Source organism: Rhizobium sp. 10N427, from assembly GCF_056394605.1.
On the sequence record NZ_JBFTID010000010.1, the window covers coordinates 136,811 to 154,224 of the forward strand.

Here is a 17,414-nt window from a genome sequence, read left to right on the forward strand (position 1 = left end):
CCACGAGTCGCTTCTCCCCTCTGGGAGAAGGTGGCGGCAGCCGGATGAGGGGGCCGCTCGCGCAAACTTTTCAGGCGTGCGCCGACTCCCAGCCAAGCATGGCGCGCTTGCGCGTCAAACCCCAGTGATATCCCGTCAGCGCTCCGCTCTTGCCGAGCGCGCGGTGACACGGCACCACGAATGAGATCGGGTTGGCGCCGACAGCCGCACCGACGGCACGCATGGCTTTCGGGCTACCAATGTCGCTGGCGATGTCGCTATAGGTCACGGCCTTGCCGAAGGGGATCTTCAGCAGGCTTTCCCAGACGCGCACCTGAAAATCGGTACCGATCAGCACGACGCGAAGCGGCTGCTCGGACGACCATTTGCCGGGCTGGAAGATCCGCTCGGCATAAGGCGCCGTCGCCTGCCGGTCTTCGACATAGTCGGCATTCGGCCAACGGCAGGTCATATCCTCCAGGCAGGCCGCCTCGTCGCCGAGATCGCTGAAGGCGAGCCCGGCCAGCCCGCGATCGGTGGCCATCACCAGCGCGACGCCGAAGGGCGAGGTGTGGAAACCGTAGCGAATGGTCAGCCCGCCGCCCCTTGCCTTCCACTCGCCCGGAGACATGGCCTCATGGGTGACGAACAGATCGTGCAGACGGCTGGGGCCGGAGAGACCGACCTCGAAAGACGTCTCCAGCAAAGGCAGCTCTTCCTGGCGCAACAGGCGCTTGGCGTGATCGAGCGTCACCGCCTGCAGGAAGGCCTTGGGCGAAAGCCCGGCCCAGCGCGTGAAGGTCTTCTGCAATTGCGTCGGCGATTGGTTGAGGCGCGCGGCGATGTCTTCCAGCGAAGGCTGGTCGCGATAATCCTCGGTGATCAATTCGATGACCCGCCGAACGGTCTCGTAATCGGGACCATCAGGCGTGATGTCTCTGTTCAGATTTGCGATCATGTTCATCGTATTTCTCCTTGTATCAAGGAGATAATCAAGCGGGATCTGCGAAACCACCCGTTTCTTGCGCGGCTTTCAGATCCGCCGCTTCACCGTCGCCAGCGCGCCCTTGAAGGCCTTGGCGAAACTTTCGCGATCATCGGGATTGAGGAATGAGCCGATATCCGTGCGCCGCCCCTCACCCGCAACATGCATGGAGAGAATGCCGATCTCCTCATGCCGCCGCACCAGGAAGCGCGTCCAGAACGGATTAAAATGGTGCTCGATCATCTTGCCCGACGGCGCAAACTTGCGGATCGCCACGTCGCTTCGCGAAACGGTGACCTCTTCCCGCGCACGTCCGGAGCGGTAGTTCAGCCAGAAGGCACCGTAGAGAAGCGCGAAATCGAGACCGAAGAAAAAGCCGATCGGCCAGGCACCCGTCACGACGAAGAACATTCCGTACATCAGGCAGACGGCACCGGAAAGCGCGAGCAGCACACGAAACCCCTTGCGGCCGAGCGACCGGTAGGGGAAGAGTTCGGCGGCGAAAACAGGCTGTTCGACCGCGCTGTCGGCGTTGCTTTCCGTCATGGCTGATGAGTATAGATTGTCGATGGCCGAACCGAAACTCAAATCCGCTTCCCGCATTTCGCAAAACTCAAAAGTGATCGCCCGCCGCAAGACGGCGGCGGTCCGAAGCGCCTATTCCGAAGCCGAGCGGGAGGAGATTTTCCGCCGCTTCTCGATCCAGCGGCCAGAACCGAAGGGCGAGCTGGAACACAGCAACCCCTTCACCTTGGTGGTTGCCGTGGCGCTCTCGGCGCAGGCGACCGACGCCGGCGTCAACAAGGCGACACGGGCGCTTTTCAAGGCCGCCGATACGCCGGAAAAGATGCTTGCCCTCGGCGAGGAAAAGGTTCGCGATTACATCAAGACGATCGGCCTCTATCGCAACAAGGCGAAGAACGTCATTGCGTTGTCGCAGATGCTGGTCGATGAATTCGGCGGTGTCGTGCCGCAGACGCGCGAAGAGCTGATCCGCCTGCCCGGCGTCGGCCGCAAGACCGCGAATGTCGTGCTCTCCATGGCATTCGGCCAGGCGACGATGGCCGTCGATACCCACATCTTCCGCATCGCCAATCGCATCAGGCTCGCGCCCGGCAAGACGCCCGATGAAGTCGAAGAGCGGATGATGAAGGTGGTGCCGAAGCAGTATCTCTACCACGCTCACCACTGGCTGATCCTGCATGGCCGCTACACCTGCAAGGCAAGACGCCCCGAATGCGAGCGCTGCGTCATCGCCGATATCTGCAAGTCTGCCGAGAAGACGTGGGACATCCCCGCGCCGCTCGTCGAGCTACCGCCGCAGATGATCGGCGAGGCCATCGACTAAGCTGGCAATCGCCTGCTCGTAATCTGCCCGCACCCCACCCTGCTCGATCTCGATCGCAGCACGATCGAAGGCGGCCGACAACAATGCCGTCAGTGCTCCCAGCTGCATCGTTCCGGCGGGCAGCATCGCCGCMAAGCCCCGGCGCAGGCTTTCCTCCGCATTCTCCCGGTCGATCGCCGAAGCCTCGGCGCCGAGAACCGCTGGCGCCTCCAGCAGCAGCAGCCGTGTACGTCCCTCAGCCGCCATCGCATCGAAATAGGCCGATGCACCCGTGAGCAGTGCATCCCTTGGAGATTGCGCATCCGCCGAGCGGCTCTCGATCTCCTCCGCCACCTTTCCCGCCTCCAGCTCGATGACCGCCCGGAACAGCGCTCGCTTGTCTTCGAAATGGTGATAGAGCGCGCCGCGCGTCACGCCCGCCGCCGAGACGATGTCCGGCGTCGCGGTCTCGGCATAGCCTTTGTCGACAAAGAGGCGCCGTGCAGCCGCGATCAGTGCCTGCTGCGTCTGTTCGGTTCGTTCGCGATTGGTCCTGGTCATATCACCTATTTACATACACACCGCATGTATGTTAAACGAAAAAACATACAAACTGTACGTAAATTAAAAAGGAGCGATGAAATGAAATCGACGAGCTATTATCCGGTCATCATGACCGGCGATGTGGCGGCAACGGCGGCTTTCTACATGACGCATTTCCGCTTTCAGGCGCTGTTTGAAAGTGACTGGTATGTCCACCTGCAATCCGCCGAAGACGAGCGGATCAACCTCGCGATCCTGGACGGCAGCCACGAGACCATCCCCGAGCAGGCGCGCGGCAGGGTCTCCGGCCTGCTTCTGAATTTCGAGGTCGAGGATGTCGATACCATTTACGCGGCCTGCAAGGCCGCGGGATTGCCGATCATGCGCGATTTGCGTGACGAGGATTTCGGCCAGCGGCACTTCATCACCGCCGACCCCAACGGCGTGCTGATCGACATCATCAAGCCGATCCCGCCGAGCGCCGAATTCGCCGCCATGTACGACGCTTCGGCACTGCCAGCTTGACCTAGCCTCTGAAGGCTGGATCCTTCTGCGAGACCAGCTTGTGCAGGTGCACCATCATGCCGGCGGCAAAGAGCGGCGTCAGAAGGTTGAGAAACGGCACAGCAAGGAAGGCCGCGATGACAAGGCCGCCCAGGAAGACCGTCGATCCGTGCTTTGCCCGGAAGGCGCGGGCCTCCTCGGGCGGCCGGAAGCGCATCGCTGCAAACTCGAAGAATTCCCGCCCGAGCAGATAACCGTTCACCACGAAGAAGGCGATCAGATTGACGCCGGGGATGAAGAGCAGAAGCAGCGCGATGATATTGCCGAGAACCACCACTCCGAGGAACTTGATCGAACTCGTCAACGCCGGTCCGAGCGGCATTGCCGTGCCCGGCCGGTCGTTCGGATAATCGCGCTTCTCCACAACCTCTGCAACGTCATCCAGAAACAGACCGGCAATCAGCGCCGTCACCGGAGACAGAAGAAGGGCAAGGCCGAGCGCCAACCCAAGACCGGCGAGAATGGCTAAGACGAAGCTCAGCCACCCCGCCCATTCGGGCATCTGTGGAAAGAAACCAGCAATCCAGGGAAAGAGCAGCGTCGCAAACAGGCTGCGCAGCACGAACCACAGCCCGACCAGCACCAGAAGCGTCAAACCCAGCACCTTCCAGAACACTGAGCGTGTCTCGGGAGCAAGCAGGTTGCGGAAGGACAGGCGGGCGGCGTCAAGGATCATGCGTGGCGTCTCCGTGGTTTGACCCAGGATGTAGGAATCCCCGCGCAGAACGGCAAGCGGAAATAAAAGTACATGCAGCAATGGAAAACTTGTCTGCAATTGAACACTAATATATACTGGAAAATATTCGATCTAAACTTGAGCCTGAGACGCAGCTTCCGGAAATAGTTGCAAACGGCAAGTCTCGCCCGCGCGCATCCGCAAGACGCGTTTTCGCCAGTGAGGGGCCCGTTGCGTGGAAGACTTCGTCCAGAAGCTCAGGCATTACGTGAAGTCCGGCACGCCAGCGGAGCGCCGGATCGCGAAGTATTTCACCGAGCATCTGAACGACCTGCCCTTTGAAACCGCGGCCTCGGTGGCCGACCGGCTGGATCTCAGCCCAATGACGGTCGGGCGCTTCCTGCGCGCGCTCGGCTATCAGGGCCTCGACAGCGTCAAGATCCATATCCGCGAAACGGCGGTCACATCGCCGGTTCAGTTGCAGACCTCGCTCAACGAGCTGCAGACCGACGCATCGAGCGGCAAGCCGCTAGCGCTGCTGGTTACCGAACAGATCCAGGCGATGCACCATATCTACCACCTGACCGCGCAGCCCCAATGGGCTGAGGCGGCGTCAATGATTTCAAGCGCCCGCGAAGTCTTCATCGCCACCCATGTACGCCTGACCGGTTTCGCTTCGCATTTTGCCCAGCGCCTTACCCACGCCCGCGATGGCGTTCGCGCGCTCGATGGATCGGGGAGCCGCTTTGCCGAACTCTTCGCCCGACAGACCGGCGAAGGCGCACTGCTCGTCATCATCGATTGCCGGCGCTTTGCCCGCGCCAGGCTACTTGCCAGAACAGCAAGGCGCTACGGCTACCGGGTGGTGCTGATCACTGCGGAAAACAATGACTGGATGCCGGAGCAGTCGAACATCATGCTGACACTGCCTCCGTCACGCGTGCCGGACGAAGACAACCTGCCGCCGCTGATGGCACTGCTCGATTGCCTGTCGGAAACGGTGATTGCCGCGGCCGGCGACGAGGCCTTCCAGCGCGAACGCCGCATGGCGGAATTCGGCGCCATCCTCGGCGAAGGCCGCGGCGGCGGCTAATCCATCGCTTCCAGCTCGGCGCGATGCCGGTACATGGCCAGCAGCCGCCGGTATTCGCGGTCGTACATCGCCCGCTTGGCCGCGTTCGGGCTGCGTTCGTCGCCGCCGGGATACATTGCGGTCCCGGCCGCTGCCAGATCCTTGTGTAATCCGCAGGCGGCGGAAGCCGCGATCGCCGTACCGAGCAGGACGGCTTCGTTCATTTTCGGCACCACAACCTTACATCCCGTCGCGTCGGAATAAAGCTCCATCAACACCGGGTTCTTCACGTGGCCGCCGGCCACATGTAGCGTATCCGGAACGTAGCCGTACTCTTTCATCGTCTCGAGGATATGGCGGATACCAAGCGCAATCCCGACGGCAGTCCGCCAATAGAGCGCGCAAAGACCGTCGAAGGAGGTATCGAGCGTCAGCCCGCTGACAACGCCGACGGCGTGGGGATCTGCAAGCGGCGAGCGGTTGCCATGAAAGTCAGGCAGTACGAAGATCCTGGCGCCAAGCGCATCGTCGCCTTCTTCAGCACGGAGCTGAGCGACACGGGCTGCGATCTTCTGATGCAACGCCGCCGTCGGCTCGCCGCCGGCCGCATGCATGCGCACGATATGATCAAGCAGGGCGCCGGTCGCCGACTGGCCGCCTTCGACAAGCCAGGACTGCGGAAACACCGCTTCGTAATATGGCCCCCACATGCCGTGGCTCGGCCGCCGTTCGCGCGAAAACGAAACGATGCAGCTTGATGTGCCTGCAATCAGCGCCAGCTGGCGTTCAAGCTCGCGCGGGTCGGCCGCATAGCCGCCGAGTGTGCCAAGCGCACCGGCATAGGCATCGACCATCCCGGCTGCAACATGGCAGGCGGTCGTCAGCCCCAGCGCCGAGGCAGCCTCCTGCGTCAACGTCCCGACGCTGGAGCCGACCGGCACCGTCTCGTCAGGCAGGTGCCCCCGCTCCAGCAGATCGTCGAGACCGATCTGCGCCAGGAAGTCCTTACGCCAGCCGTCTTTCTCATGGGAAAGATAGTTCCATTTCGCCGTCAGCGTGCAGCGCGAGCGGCTGAGGGATCCCGTGGCCTTCCAGGTCATGAAGTCGGCAAGATCGAAGAAGTAGCCGGCATTCATCCAGGTGCCCGGAAGCTTCGTCTTCAGCCACATCAGCTTCGGCATCTCCATCTCGGGAGACATGAAATGCCCGGAATGTTCGAGAACGGCATGCTGCGTCGCCGTGCAGAAATCCGCTTCCTGCAGCGCCCGGTGATCCAGCCAGACGATGGTGTCAAAGCGCTTCTCGCCGCCGGTCGAAACAGAAATCTGCCTGCCCTCGACATCGCGCACGACGAGCGAGCACGTCCCGTCAAAGCCGATCGCACCGATTGAAGCAGGCGCCACGCCCGATTGCTCAACGGCCTTGCGCACCGAGATGCAGACGGCGGACCAGATATTTTCGGAATCGTGCTCGGCGTGGTTTTCCCGCGGCCTGTTCATGATGATTGGATGCTCGGCCTTGCCCAGCAACCGGCCGCCGGCATCGAAGACGCCGGCGCGCGCACTGCCGGTGCCAACATCCACCGCAACCACGTGATCATGCATCAGGGGTGCATCCCATCCAGCTTTTGTTTCTGGATAAGGTGTATCAATTCAGGCATCACGTCAAACACGGCTTCGGGCGAAAGCCGGTCAAGTTCAGCACGATAGCCTTCGAAATTCGCATGCGAACCGCCGGTAAAGGCAAAGACGCGCATGCCGGCGGCCTTCGCCGCCTCGATGCCCGCCGGGCTGTCCTCGACGACCACGCAATTCTTCGGCTCGACCTGCATTTCACGCGCGGCATGCAGAAAAAGGTCCGGCGCGGGCTTGCCGTTCTTCACCATGCTGGCGCTGAAAATATGCGGCAGCTTGCTGATGAGACCGGTGACCGACAGCGACAGCTCGATGCGTTCGACCTGACTGGAGGACGCAACGCAACAGGGAATGTCGAGCGCATCGATGGTCTCGCCGATACCGTCGATCGGTTTCAGCTCGTTGCGGAAGCGGCTGTAGAGATCGATCCGCATCCGCTCGAGAAATTCCTCGCCGGCATGAACGTGGTAGTCGCTCTTCATCGTTTCGATGACGGTCGCCAGGCTCTTGCCGAGGAAGCGGCCATAGACCTCCTCTTCGGTGATCGGCACGCCAAGACCGTTCATCGCCGCGACGAGGACATTGACCGAGATCGGCTCGCTATCGACAAGCACGCCGTCGCAATCGAATATGACCAGCCGTGTCTCAGCATCAGTCATGGAAGACCAACCATCGTTCTAGGACGCATGACCGTCCTGCATCCCGCCAGGCGGCAACGGCGGCATGTGCCGCCGTCATATCTGCTTACACTGCAAGCTTGCCGTCGAGATAGAGCTGCAGCGTCTCGCGAGTGCCCTTTTCCCACAGCGTTTTCAGGGCATGGGCGAAGCGCTTGCGGAAGAGCTCCGATTTCGCGACTTCGCCGAAGATATCGTCAAAGGCGAGGAAGGCCGCCGGATCGTCCTTGGCCTTGACCGCAGCCGCGTGCAGACGGTCGGCGCTGGCATCGTTGAAGACGATCTCCTTGCCGCTGTCTGTCTTGCCGGCGAAGTAGCGGCACCAGAGCGCCGAGACCAGCGACAGACCCACCACGTCCCTGCCCTGGCTGAGATTGTCGAGCGTCGAGGGCAGGATGAATTTCGGCTGCCGGTTGGAGCCGTCCTGCGCCAGACGCGGGATGGTGTCGGCGATCTTCGGGTTCARCAGGCGGCGCTCGATCAGCTCGAAATAGTCCTGCAGCGAGGTATTTGGCACCGGCGGCACGATCGGAATGATCTCGTCCTTTTCGAGCTTCGCCAGGAAGGCGCGGATCAGCGGGTCTTCCATCGAATCGTGAACGAAGTGGATGTCCATCAGCGCTGCCGGATAGGCAATCGCCGCATGCCCACCGTTCAGGATGCGGATCTTCATATGCTCGTAAGGCGTGACATCAGGCACGAAGGTGACGCCGACCTTTTCGAGCGCCGGACGGCCTGCGGTGAACTTGTCTTCCAGCACCCACTGCTTGAATTCTTCGCAGTAGACGGGCCAGTTGTCCTCGATGCCGAACTGATCCTTCAGCAGGTCGATCTCGCGCTGGCCGGTTGCCGGCGTGATGCGGTCGACCATGGCATTCGGGAAGGCAACGTTGGCCTTGATCCAATCGGCGAAGGCCGGATCCGACAGCTTCGCCGTACCGACAACGGCGTTGGTGGTGACCACGCCGTTATGCGGAATGTTGTCGCAGGACATCACCGTGAAGGGAATAATGCCCTTGTTCTTGCGCGCCTTCAGACCGGCGACGATCAGGCCGAACACGGTCTTCGGCTCGGACGGGTTCTTGCCGTCGGCGGCGATCGCCGGATGCTCAGGATTGAACTTGCCGGAAGCGTCGATGAAATAGCCACCCTCGGTAATCGTCATCGAGACGATGCGGATGGAGGGATCCGCAAGCTTGGCGATGATCGCCTTGGAATCGCCGACCGGCAGGATGTCGATCATCGGTCCGGTGACCCGGGCCGCCGTCTTGTTGTTATCCTGCTCGACCACCGTCGTCAGGAAATCCTGCGCCGCGAGCTTTTCGCGCATCGACGCATCCGACGGCAGCATGCCGGCGCCGACAAGCGCCCAGTCGTGATCCTGCCCCTCGTTAAAGAGATCGTCGAGATAGATCGCCTGGTGGGCGCGATGAAAATTGCCGACGCCGAAGTGCACGATGCCGGCTGAGAGCGACGCCCGGTCATAGGCCGGAACCGTGGCCGTCTTGGCCGCCTCGGCAAGCGTTGCCAGCGATAGTTTGCACGTCATGATACAGTCCTCTTGAGGTCTTCCGGAGCGGCCTCCCGCTCCAGGTCTCGGCGGACCGGGCACCGCGCCCGCTCCGCATGGCCACCCCGGCCCGGTCCCGCCTTAGATGGCGAGGCCGCCCTCGTTGAATTTGTGGATACGCGCCTTGTCGGGCGTCATATAGACGGTGTCGCCCGCCTTGGCAGCGAAGTCGCCGCCGGCACGCGCGGTCACCGCACCGATGCCCTCGACATCGATATGCAGGAACGTGTCGGAGCCGAGATGTTCGGCAACCGTGACCCGGCCCTTCCAGTCGCCGCTTTCCAGCGACAGCAGCACATGTTCGGGGCGAACGCCGATCGTATGCGCGCCGAGCTGAGCGGCGAGCTGGCCCTTGACGAAATTCATCTTCGGCGAACCGATGAAACCGGCGACGAAGAGGTTGCGCGGGTTCTTGTAGAGCTCCAGCGGCGAGCCCACCTGCTCGATATTGCCGCGGTTGAGAACGACGATCTTGTCGGCCATGGTCATGGCTTCCACCTGGTCGTGGGTGACATAGATCATCGTCGTCTTCAGCTGCTGGTGCAGTTCGCTGATCTCCAGACGCATGTTGACGCGCAGCGCCGCATCGAGGTTCGACAACGGCTCGTCGAACAGGAAGGCCGACGGCTGGCGAACAATGGCGCGGCCGATGGCGACACGCTGGCGCTGACCACCCGAAAGCTGGCGCGGCTTGCGCTCCAGATAGTCGGTGAGGTTCAGCACGCGCGCGGCATCGCCGACCTTGCGGTCGATCTCAGCCTTGTCCATCCCTGCCATCTTCAGCGGGAAGGCGATGTTGTTGCGCACGCTCATATGCGGATAAAGCGCATAGGACTGGAACACCATCGCCAGGCGGCGTTCGGACGGCGCCTGTTCGGTCGCGTCCTTGCCGTCGATGACGATCTTGCCGCCGCTGACATCCTCGAGCCCGGCGATCAGCCGCAGCAGCGTGGACTTGCCGCAGCCCGATGGTCCGACGAAGACGACGAACTCGCCGTCCTTGATCTCAAGGTCGATCGAAGGGATGACCTTGGCTTCGCCGAAGACCTTCGAGACTTTCTGAAGGGTAATGCTGCCCATGTTTCTCTCCCTGTCGTCTTATTTCACCGCGCCGAAGGTCAGGCCGCGGACGAGTTGTTTCTGCGAGAACCAGCCGAGGATCAGGATCGGGGCAATCGCCATGGTCGAAGCTGCCGAGAGCTTGGCGTAGAACAGGCCCTCGGGGCTGGAATAGGAAGCGATGAAGGCCGTCAGCGGCGCTGCCTTCGAGGCAGAGAGGTTGAGGGTCCAGAAGGCTTCGTTCCAGGCCAGGATGATGTTGAGCAGCAGCGTCGAGGCAATTCCGGGAATGGCCATCGGCGTCAGCACATAGATGATTTCCTTGGCGAGCGATGCACCGTCCATGCGGGCGGCCTCGAGAATTTCGCCAGGGATTTCCTTGAAATAGGTATAGAGCATCCAGACGATGATCGGCAGGTTGATGAGCGTCAGCACGATCACCAGGCCCATGCGGCTGTCCAGCAGTCCGGTGTTGCGGAACATCAGGTAGATCGGGATGAGCGCGCCGACCGGCGGCATCATCTTCGTCGACAGCATCCACATCAGAACGTCCTTGGTCCGCTTGGTCGGCGAAAACGCCATGGCCCAGGCGGCCGGAATGGCGATGATCAGGCCGAGCAGCGTCGAGCCGAAGGAGATGATCACTGAGTTCATGAAGTGGCCGAGATAGTTCGACCGGCTCTGCACTTCCGCATAATTCTCCGTCGTCCAGTGGAAGAACAGGAACTGCGGCGGCGAGGCGATCGCATCGGCTTCGGACTTGAAGCTGGTCAGGAACGTCCAGAGGATCGGGAAGAAGATCAGTATCCCGAGCGTCCAGGCGATCGCGGTCATGATGACCTTGCGTTGGGTGGTGACTTTACGGGCCATCTTACGCCTCCAGGTTCTTGCCGACGAGGCGGACAAGGAAGATCGCGACGATATTGGCGAGGATGACAGCGACGATACCGCCTGCCGAAGCACCGCCGATATCGAACTGCAGGAGCGCCTGGACATAGACCAGATAGGTCAGGTTGGTGCTCTGCGTGCCGGGGCCGCCATTGGTGGTGACCAGGATTTCGGCGAAGACCGAAAGCAGGAAGATCGTCTGGATCAGGATGACCACGGTAATGGCGCGCGCCATATGCGGCAGAACGATATAGATGAATTTCGAAACGACACCCGCGCCATCCATTTCGGCGGCTTCCTGCTGTTCCTCATCGAGCGACTGCAGTGCCGTCAGCATGATCAGCGTGGCAAACGGCAGCCACTGCCAGGCGACGATCAGGATGATCGAGAAAAGCGGCGCATTGGCCAGCCAGTCGTAAGGCTGCAAACCTAGCGCCTTGGCGAGATGCGCGAAGAGCCCGTTGACCGGGTTCATGAACATGTTCTTCCAGACAAGCGCAGCCACCGTCGGCATGACGAAGAAGGGCGCGATGACCAGGATGCGAACGATGCCCTGCCCGTAGATGTCCTGGTTCAGCAGGATCGCGAAGGCGATACCGCCGACGACCGTGATCAACAGGACGCCGAGCACCAGCAGCAGCGTATTTGCCAGAGCGGAGAAGAAGGCTGGATCCGTCAGGAAGTACTGATAGTTCAGGAAGCCGACAAAGCTTTCCATGCCTGGGCTGAGCAGATTGTAGTTCAGCAGCGAGAAGTAGATCGTCATCGCCAGCGGGATGAGCGACCACAGCAGCAGAAGAATGACCGAAGGTGCCATCATCATGCGCGCGGCTGAGCGGGTGTGTAACGTTGCCATGGCAATTACCGATCATGTCTGGAGTGGCGAACGGCTGCAGGGCAGCAAAGAAAAAAAGGGGGCCGCCGATGCAGTTCGGGCAATTCGGCGGCCCAGTTGAGTGGAATGTCAAGCATTCCAACTCGTTCTCAGGAGGTTATTACTTGATGTAACCAGCCTTGGTCATTTCGCGGGTGGTCAGCTGCTGTGCGCTCTGAAGAGCCTGGTCGACCGAAAGCTGGCCGGCAAGCGCTGCGGAGAACTGCTGCCCAACGGCCGTACCGATGCCCTGGAATTCCGGGATCGCCACGAACTGGACGCCGACATAAGGGACCGGCTTGACGGTCGGCTTGGTCGGGTCAGCCGAGTTGATGCTATCAAGCGTCATCTTCGCGAAAGGTGCTGCCTTCTGGTAATCGGCATTCGCATAGAGCGAAGAACGGGTACCGGGAGGTGCATTCAGCCAGCCTTCCTTTGCAGCGACCAGCTCGGTGTAGTGCTTGCTGGTAGCCCAGGCGACGAACTTTTCAGCCGCTTCGACCTTCTGCGAGCCTGCCGGGATGGCGAGGTTCCAGGCCCAGAGCCAGTTGCCGCGCTTGCCGAGGCCCTTGTCCGGAGCCAGAGCGAAACCGACCTTGTCGGCAACCTGCGATTCCTTCGGGTTGCTGACGAAGGATGCTGCCACGGTGGCATCGATCCACATGCCGCACTTGCCGGTCTGGAAGAGCGCCAGGTTTTCGTTGAAGCCGTTGGAAGAAGCACCCGGAGGGCCGGCTTCCTTCATCAGGTTGACGTAGAAGTTCAGCGTGTCCTTCCACTCGGGCTGGTCGAACTGCGGCTTCCACTGCTCATCGAACCAGCGTGCGCCGAAGGAATTCGACATGGCCGTCAGGAACGCCATGTTTTCGCCCCAGCCGGCCTTGCCGCGAAGGCAAATGCCGTAGACTTCCTTGTCCTTGTTGGTGATCTTCTTCGCAGCGTCTGCGATGAAATCCCAGGTCGGAGCGTCGGGCATCTTGAGACCGGCAGCTTCGAACAGGTCCTTGCGGTACATGACCATCGAGCTTTCGCCGTAGAACGGCGCTGCATAGAGCTTGCCGTCTGCAGTCAGACCGCTGCGGATTGCCGGCAGCAGGTCGTCGGCATCGTAGTCGGCGCCGAGATTGTCGAGCGGCAGAAGCCAGCCCTGCTTTGCCCATATCGGAACTTCGTAAGTGCCGATCGTCAGAACGTCATACTGACCGCCCTTGGTGGCGATGTCAGTGGTGACCTTCTGGCGGAGCACGTTCTCTTCGAGCGTGACCCATTCCAGGTCGATGTCGGGATTGGATTTTTTGAAGTCATCCGTCAGCTTCTGCATACGGATCATGTCGCCGTTGTTCACGGTCGCGATTGTGAGCGTTTCAGCCGAAGCCATGCCCGCAAACGCCAGTGCCGAGCAAGCGCCCAGCAGAAGAGTTCTCAATGTCATATCTTCCTCCCAGAAGATGAGTGTGAGCATTCGCTTTGCTCATGGGCAATTACTCATAGGAGGTCACAGAATGTCAATCCGCATTCGTTGCTGCGGTAGCGAAAGGGACACTTATGGCGTTGATTTAAAACAAAATAATTTTTGCTCAGACTGTGAGCAAAAACTCGGCAGTTGCCTCATCGGTGATCAAAGCGTTGATCTGGCGGCCGACGATGGCGGCTCGTATCGCCTTGAATTTGCGCTTTCCCTTGGCGATTCCGATCACGGTCGATGAGTCGCGCGGCGGAATTGGCGCCGAGGCAACGCGCTCGTTGATCGGGTTGTCGAGAAGCTTGCCGTCACCGTCGAAAATCCAGCCACAGATCTCGCCGACGGCGCCATTGCGCATCAGCTCCATCATCTCGTCCTTCTCGAGGAAACCGTCGACGCAGAGCGGCCCGTCGATGCCCAGTTCCCCGATACCGACGAAGGTGACATCCGACTGCGAGCTGATCTCCAGCGTCGAGCGCACCAGCTGCTGGCTGTGCAGCATTTCACGCTCTTCTGCCGACGTGACGAGAACCGGTAGCGGCATCGGGAAATGCCGCGCCTTGACCGCATCGGCCATGCTGAAGATGACGTTGTAATAGGCTGCCGACCCATCGGGCGTGATGTTTCCGGTCAGGGAGACGATGCGGTGTTCGGGACATTCGAGCTGCGGCAGCTGATCGACGGCCGCTTTCAACGTACGGCCGGTACCGACGGCAAGCACGATCGGTTCGGGCCGCTTCAGCCAACGCTCGATTTCCGCAGCCGCCGCCTCGGCAATGCCGATCGTCGTTGAAGAAGAGCCTGGATCGCTGGGCACGATTTCCACGGAACGCAGGTCGAATTTCTTGCGCAGCTGATTGCCGAGTTCGAGACAGGCGGCGATCGGATGATCGAGCCGCACCTTGATCAGCTTCTCGGCAACGGCAAGCGAAACGAGACGCTGTGCCGACTGGCGCGAGATGCCCATCGTCGAAGCAATCTCATCCTGCGTCCGGCCCGCAACATAATAGAGCCACCCTGCTCGCGCCGCGTCATCCAGCCGTCCCGGAGTATCGGTTCTCTTTGCCATCTAGCTTCTACCGCGCAAAATAAGCCGGCGTTCTACCGGGTGAATATGACCATGAATCTCTAATGCGCCAGATCAAAACAAAAATGGGCAAATGTCGAGTGTGTTGAAGAAATGCGTGACAGATTTCGTCTTGGCGACCTGTCAGGCAAACCAGTTGGCGATGACGAAAGCTGCCGCCTTGATGATCCCATAGACCATCCCGCCGACGACGGTCGCCGACAGTCCGGCAGCGATCACGCCGAGGATTACGAACAAGCCGTCGCGGCCGAGAATACCGAAGGAGAACAGGCAGATCGCCAGCGCCGGCAGCATATTCCCAAGCGGAATCGGCAGCGTCAGGATGATCGCCATCACCAGACAGAGGAAGCCGGCAAGATATTCTGCCGGCGGCTCGACAAGCACCGAAAGCCGCGGCTTCAGCATCCGCTCGGCGAAAGCAAGCTTCCGATGGATACGCGAAATGATCGCCTCGAAATCCTCGCGGCGCATCGACCGGTCGGCAATCACCTTCGGCAGCCATGGTCTGAGGCCGAAGGTCAACTGGGCGGCAAGAAAGAGCAGCGGCGCCCCGAGGATCGCCGAGGTGCCGGGCGGCGTCGGCACGAGGTTCGGCAGCGCGAAAACCAGCATCAGAGCGCCGATCGCCCGGTCGCCCATCGTTTCGAAAATATCCCGGATGGAGATGCGCTCGCGCGAGCGGTCACTGGCCATCTGCCTGAGAATTGCAGACAGGCGGCGCGCCCTCGGCCGTGGATTACGCGGCAGGCGCCCCCGCGCCATATCCATGCTTTCGATCGTCATAAAACCCCAGAAACTCGATTTCGTGTGCTTGATACCATCCAAATATGAACCTTCTCTGCTGAATGTGCCGCCATCATGACGGCGCCGGTTCCCGATCGCGGCCATTGCAAGGCCATTTTTCGCCGTCACGCCATGCTTGACCCCCGCCAGCGCCAGGCGCTACTCATTCCCCAGGGAGAAATTGCGTGCGAATTCTGTTGGTTGAAGACGATGGAATGATTGGCGAAGCGGTGCGCGACCATGTGGCCGCCGCTGGCCACGCCATCGACTGGATGCGCACGATCGGCGATGCGCAGGCGGCGGAAAAATCGGTCGATTACGGGCTGATCCTGCTCGACCTGCAGCTGCCTGACGGTACAGGCATCGAATTCCTGAAAGCGCTGAGGGGGCGCGGCAAGACCGTGCCCGTCATCATCCTCACGGCGCGCGACCAGATATCCGACCGCATTGAGGGGCTGAATGCCGGTGCCGACGATTATCTCGTCAAGCCGTTCAATCTCGGAGAACTCGAAGCCCGGATCATGGCGGTGGCCCGCCGCTACGGCGCCAATCCGCACCCCATCATCAAGATCGCCGATATCGAGATCGATCGCCCCCAGCACAAGCTTGCGGTCGCTGGTGAGTCGATCGTCCTGACCAGCCGTGAATGGGCCGTGCTCGATCTGCTGGTTGCCCGGCCCGGCGCGATCGTGCCCAAGGATCGGATCGAAGAGGCGCTCTACGCTTTCGGATCGGAAATCGAGAGCAACACCGTCGAGGTCTATGTCAGCCGGCTGCGCAAGAAGATCGGCAAGGACCGCATCCGCACCGCCCGCGGCATCGGCTACACGCTGGGCGAAGCATGAGACGCGAACCGAGCATCACCCGGCCGCTGATCCTGGCGCTGACCAGTATCGTCGTGCTCTTCTGGCTGATTGCCATCGGCCTCAGCATCCGCGTCATGCAGCACGAGTTCTCGGAGATATTCGACAGCGCTCAGGAAGAAACGACGCAGCGGCTGCTGGCACTGATCGTCGACGATCTCGACCAGCGCACCGTTACCGACCCGCGCAGCGTTGCGATGCTGAACACCGCCGCCAGCCGCGAATATCTGACCTATCAACTGCGGGATAAAACCGGCAAGGTCGTGCTCCGCTCCAACGACGCGCCGGCCGAGCCCTTCAATGCGCCACTCGTCCACGGCTTTCATGACACCCAGACGCATCGGATCTACACCGAGGCAACGACGGATGGCACGCTGTTCATGCAGGTGGCCGACCGCTTCGGCAATCGCCGCGAGGCCGTGCGCGAAAGTGCCGCCACCCTGCTCTGGCCGCTCATCGTCCTCATCCCGGCCAGCATCTTCGCCGTCTGGTTCGTGGTCGGCCGCGCGTTGAAACCGATCGAAACACTGCGCCAGGACATTGCCACCAAGGACGGTGGCAACATGGCGCCGATCGAGAGCGGCAGCCTGCCCCGCGAGATCAAACCGATCGGCCGTTCCGTCAATCTGCTGCTGGCCCGGCTGCGGTCGGCGCTGGAAGCCGAGCGAGAATTTACAGCCAACAGCGCGCACGAGCTGCGCACCCCGATCGCCGGTGCTCTGGCGCAGACGCAGCGACTTGCAGAAGAGCTTCCGCCCGGCCCGGTGCGGCAGCGGGCCAAGCAGGTTGAGACTTCATTGGTCAATCTCAGCCGGCTGGCGGAGAAGCTGCTGCAGCTCTCCCGCGCCGAAGCCGGGATCGGCAAGAGCGATGTAGCCTCCGACCTGAAGCCGGTGCTCGACATGCTGATGACCGACTATGCCCGCGACAGCCGCACCGAGGGCCGCATCGCCTATGAGGCCCGAAACGGCGCAACGCTTGTGCGCAACGCCGACGTCGATGCCTTCGGCATCGTTATCCGCAATCTGGTCGAAAACGCCCTCTCTCATGGAGACCCCGGGCAGGAGGTTTCGGTCTCACTGGATGGGGAAGGCACCATTCGCGTGGTCAACGACAGTCCGGTGATTTCTGCGGCAGACCTCGGCAATCTCAAGCGGCGCTTCCGCCGGGGGGCGACCAACGCGCCGGGATCTGGTCTCGGTCTGGCGATTGCCGACCGCATCACCACCCAGATGGGCGGGACGCTGGAACTGCTGTCACCGGCAAGCGGCAGGCAATCCGGTTTCGAAGCACGGGTCACGCTCCCTGCATAGGGCTTGCAAATCCACTCAAACGATGCGAGCAGACGCCGGTAATCGCGAGGCGGCAAGA

18 protein-coding genes are annotated in these 17,414 nt (G+C 61.3%); 5 read left to right on the top strand and 13 right to left on the bottom strand.

The genetic code is table 11. From position 1 onward, the window contains the following. Positions 1-70: 70 nt before the first annotated feature. Positions 71-943 (bottom strand): bifunctional helix-turn-helix domain-containing protein/methylated-DNA--[protein]-cysteine S-methyltransferase, encoded by an 873-nt coding sequence (locus AC1DIJ_RS20830; protein ID WP_112385647.1) that lies wholly within the window; start codon positions 941-943, stop codon positions 71-73. Between the two features lie 69 nt (positions 944-1,012). Then, on the bottom strand, positions 1,013-1,510 hold the full coding sequence (locus AC1DIJ_RS20835; protein WP_112385729.1) for a DUF2244 domain-containing protein: 498 nt from the start codon (positions 1,508-1,510) through the stop codon (positions 1,013-1,015). 22 nt (positions 1,511-1,532) lie between these two features. Between AC1DIJ_RS20835 and nth the strand changes: the two genes are divergently transcribed. Beyond that, complete coding sequence (gene nth / locus AC1DIJ_RS20840; protein WP_112385648.1) at positions 1,533-2,312, top strand: endonuclease III; 780 nt, start codon at positions 1,533-1,535, stop codon at positions 2,310-2,312. Here the strand turns inward: nth and AC1DIJ_RS20845 are convergent. After that, entirely contained in the window at positions 2,277-2,852 is a 576-nt protein-coding gene (locus AC1DIJ_RS20845) for a TetR/AcrR family transcriptional regulator (RefSeq protein WP_477831534.1), read from the bottom strand. The two genes, nth and AC1DIJ_RS20845, sit on opposite strands and share 36 nt — an antisense overlap. Before the next feature lie 81 nt (positions 2,853-2,933). On the opposite strand from AC1DIJ_RS20845, the gene AC1DIJ_RS20850 reads away from it, so the two are divergent. Beyond that, complete coding sequence (locus AC1DIJ_RS20850; RefSeq protein WP_112385650.1) at positions 2,934-3,359, top strand: VOC family protein; 426 nt, start codon at positions 2,934-2,936, stop codon at positions 3,357-3,359. Between the two features lies 1 nt (position 3,360). Here the strand turns inward: AC1DIJ_RS20850 and AC1DIJ_RS20855 are convergent, their stop codons facing one another. Then, the gene (locus tag AC1DIJ_RS20855; protein WP_112385651.1) at positions 3,361-4,074 is read right to left on the bottom strand and encodes a sulfate transporter family protein; all 714 of its coding nucleotides are present in this window, start codon (positions 4,072-4,074) and stop codon (positions 3,361-3,363) included. Between the two features lie 235 nt (positions 4,075-4,309). Here AC1DIJ_RS20855 and AC1DIJ_RS20860 point away from each other — a divergent pair, with 235 nt between their 5' ends. Beyond that, complete coding sequence (locus AC1DIJ_RS20860; RefSeq protein ID WP_112385652.1) at positions 4,310-5,167, top strand: MurR/RpiR family transcriptional regulator; 858 nt, start codon at positions 4,310-4,312, stop codon at positions 5,165-5,167. Here AC1DIJ_RS20860 and AC1DIJ_RS20865 read toward each other — a convergent pair. The 9 genes from AC1DIJ_RS20865 to AC1DIJ_RS20905 all read right to left on the bottom strand — a co-directional run bounded on the left by AC1DIJ_RS20865 (position 5,164) and on the right by AC1DIJ_RS20905 (position 15,180). After that, on the bottom strand, positions 5,164-6,750 hold the full coding sequence (locus AC1DIJ_RS20865; protein WP_112385653.1) for an FGGY-family carbohydrate kinase: 1,587 nt from the start codon (positions 6,748-6,750) through the stop codon (positions 5,164-5,166). The genes AC1DIJ_RS20860 and AC1DIJ_RS20865 overlap by 4 nt on opposite strands. Continuing rightward, positions 6,750-7,439: an HAD family hydrolase gene (locus tag AC1DIJ_RS20870; RefSeq protein ID WP_112385654.1), complete on the bottom strand. Its 690-nt coding sequence runs from the start codon at positions 7,437-7,439 to the stop codon at positions 6,750-6,752. The genes AC1DIJ_RS20865 and AC1DIJ_RS20870 overlap by 1 nt, the downstream gene beginning before the upstream one ends. Positions 7,440-7,524: 85 nt before the next feature. Next, positions 7,525-9,006 (bottom strand): mannitol dehydrogenase family protein, encoded by a 1,482-nt coding sequence (locus tag AC1DIJ_RS20875; protein ID WP_112385655.1) that lies wholly within the window; start codon positions 9,004-9,006, stop codon positions 7,525-7,527. 102 nt (positions 9,007-9,108) lie between these two features. After that, positions 9,109-10,107, bottom strand: coding sequence for an ABC transporter ATP-binding protein (locus AC1DIJ_RS20880; protein WP_112385656.1), 999 nt, complete (start codon positions 10,105-10,107; stop codon positions 9,109-9,111). Positions 10,108-10,125: 18 nt separating this feature from the next. Continuing rightward, entirely contained in the window at positions 10,126-10,956 is an 831-nt protein-coding gene (locus tag AC1DIJ_RS20885; protein ID WP_112385657.1) for a carbohydrate ABC transporter permease, read from the bottom strand. 1 nt (position 10,957) lies between these two features. Then, positions 10,958-11,830, bottom strand: coding sequence for a carbohydrate ABC transporter permease (locus AC1DIJ_RS20890; RefSeq protein ID WP_112385658.1), 873 nt, complete (start codon positions 11,828-11,830; stop codon positions 10,958-10,960). A 139-nt stretch (positions 11,831-11,969) separates the two neighbouring features. Then, a complete protein-coding gene (locus AC1DIJ_RS20895; protein WP_112385730.1) occupies positions 11,970-13,280 on the bottom strand; it encodes an ABC transporter substrate-binding protein in 1,311 nt (436 codons plus the stop codon). Between the two features lie 145 nt (positions 13,281-13,425). Beyond that, positions 13,426-14,379, bottom strand: coding sequence for a sugar-binding transcriptional regulator (locus tag AC1DIJ_RS20900; RefSeq protein WP_112385659.1), 954 nt, complete (start codon positions 14,377-14,379; stop codon positions 13,426-13,428). Between the two features lie 141 nt (positions 14,380-14,520). Next, a complete protein-coding gene (locus AC1DIJ_RS20905; RefSeq protein WP_112385731.1) occupies positions 14,521-15,180 on the bottom strand; it encodes an exopolysaccharide biosynthesis protein in 660 nt (219 codons plus the stop codon). A gap of 185 nt (positions 15,181-15,365) precedes the next feature. On the opposite strand from AC1DIJ_RS20905, the gene AC1DIJ_RS20910 reads away from it, so the two are divergent. Beyond that, on the top strand, positions 15,366-16,025 hold the full coding sequence (locus tag AC1DIJ_RS20910) for a response regulator (RefSeq protein ID WP_112385660.1): 660 nt from the start codon (positions 15,366-15,368) through the stop codon (positions 16,023-16,025). Then, positions 16,022-17,356 carry a sensor histidine kinase gene (locus AC1DIJ_RS20915; RefSeq protein ID WP_112385661.1) on the top strand — a complete coding sequence of 445 codons (1,335 nt, stop codon included), beginning with the start codon at positions 16,022-16,024 and terminating at the stop codon, positions 17,354-17,356. The genes AC1DIJ_RS20910 and AC1DIJ_RS20915 overlap by 4 nt, the downstream gene beginning before the upstream one ends. The last annotated feature ends 58 nt before the right edge of the window (positions 17,357-17,414 follow it).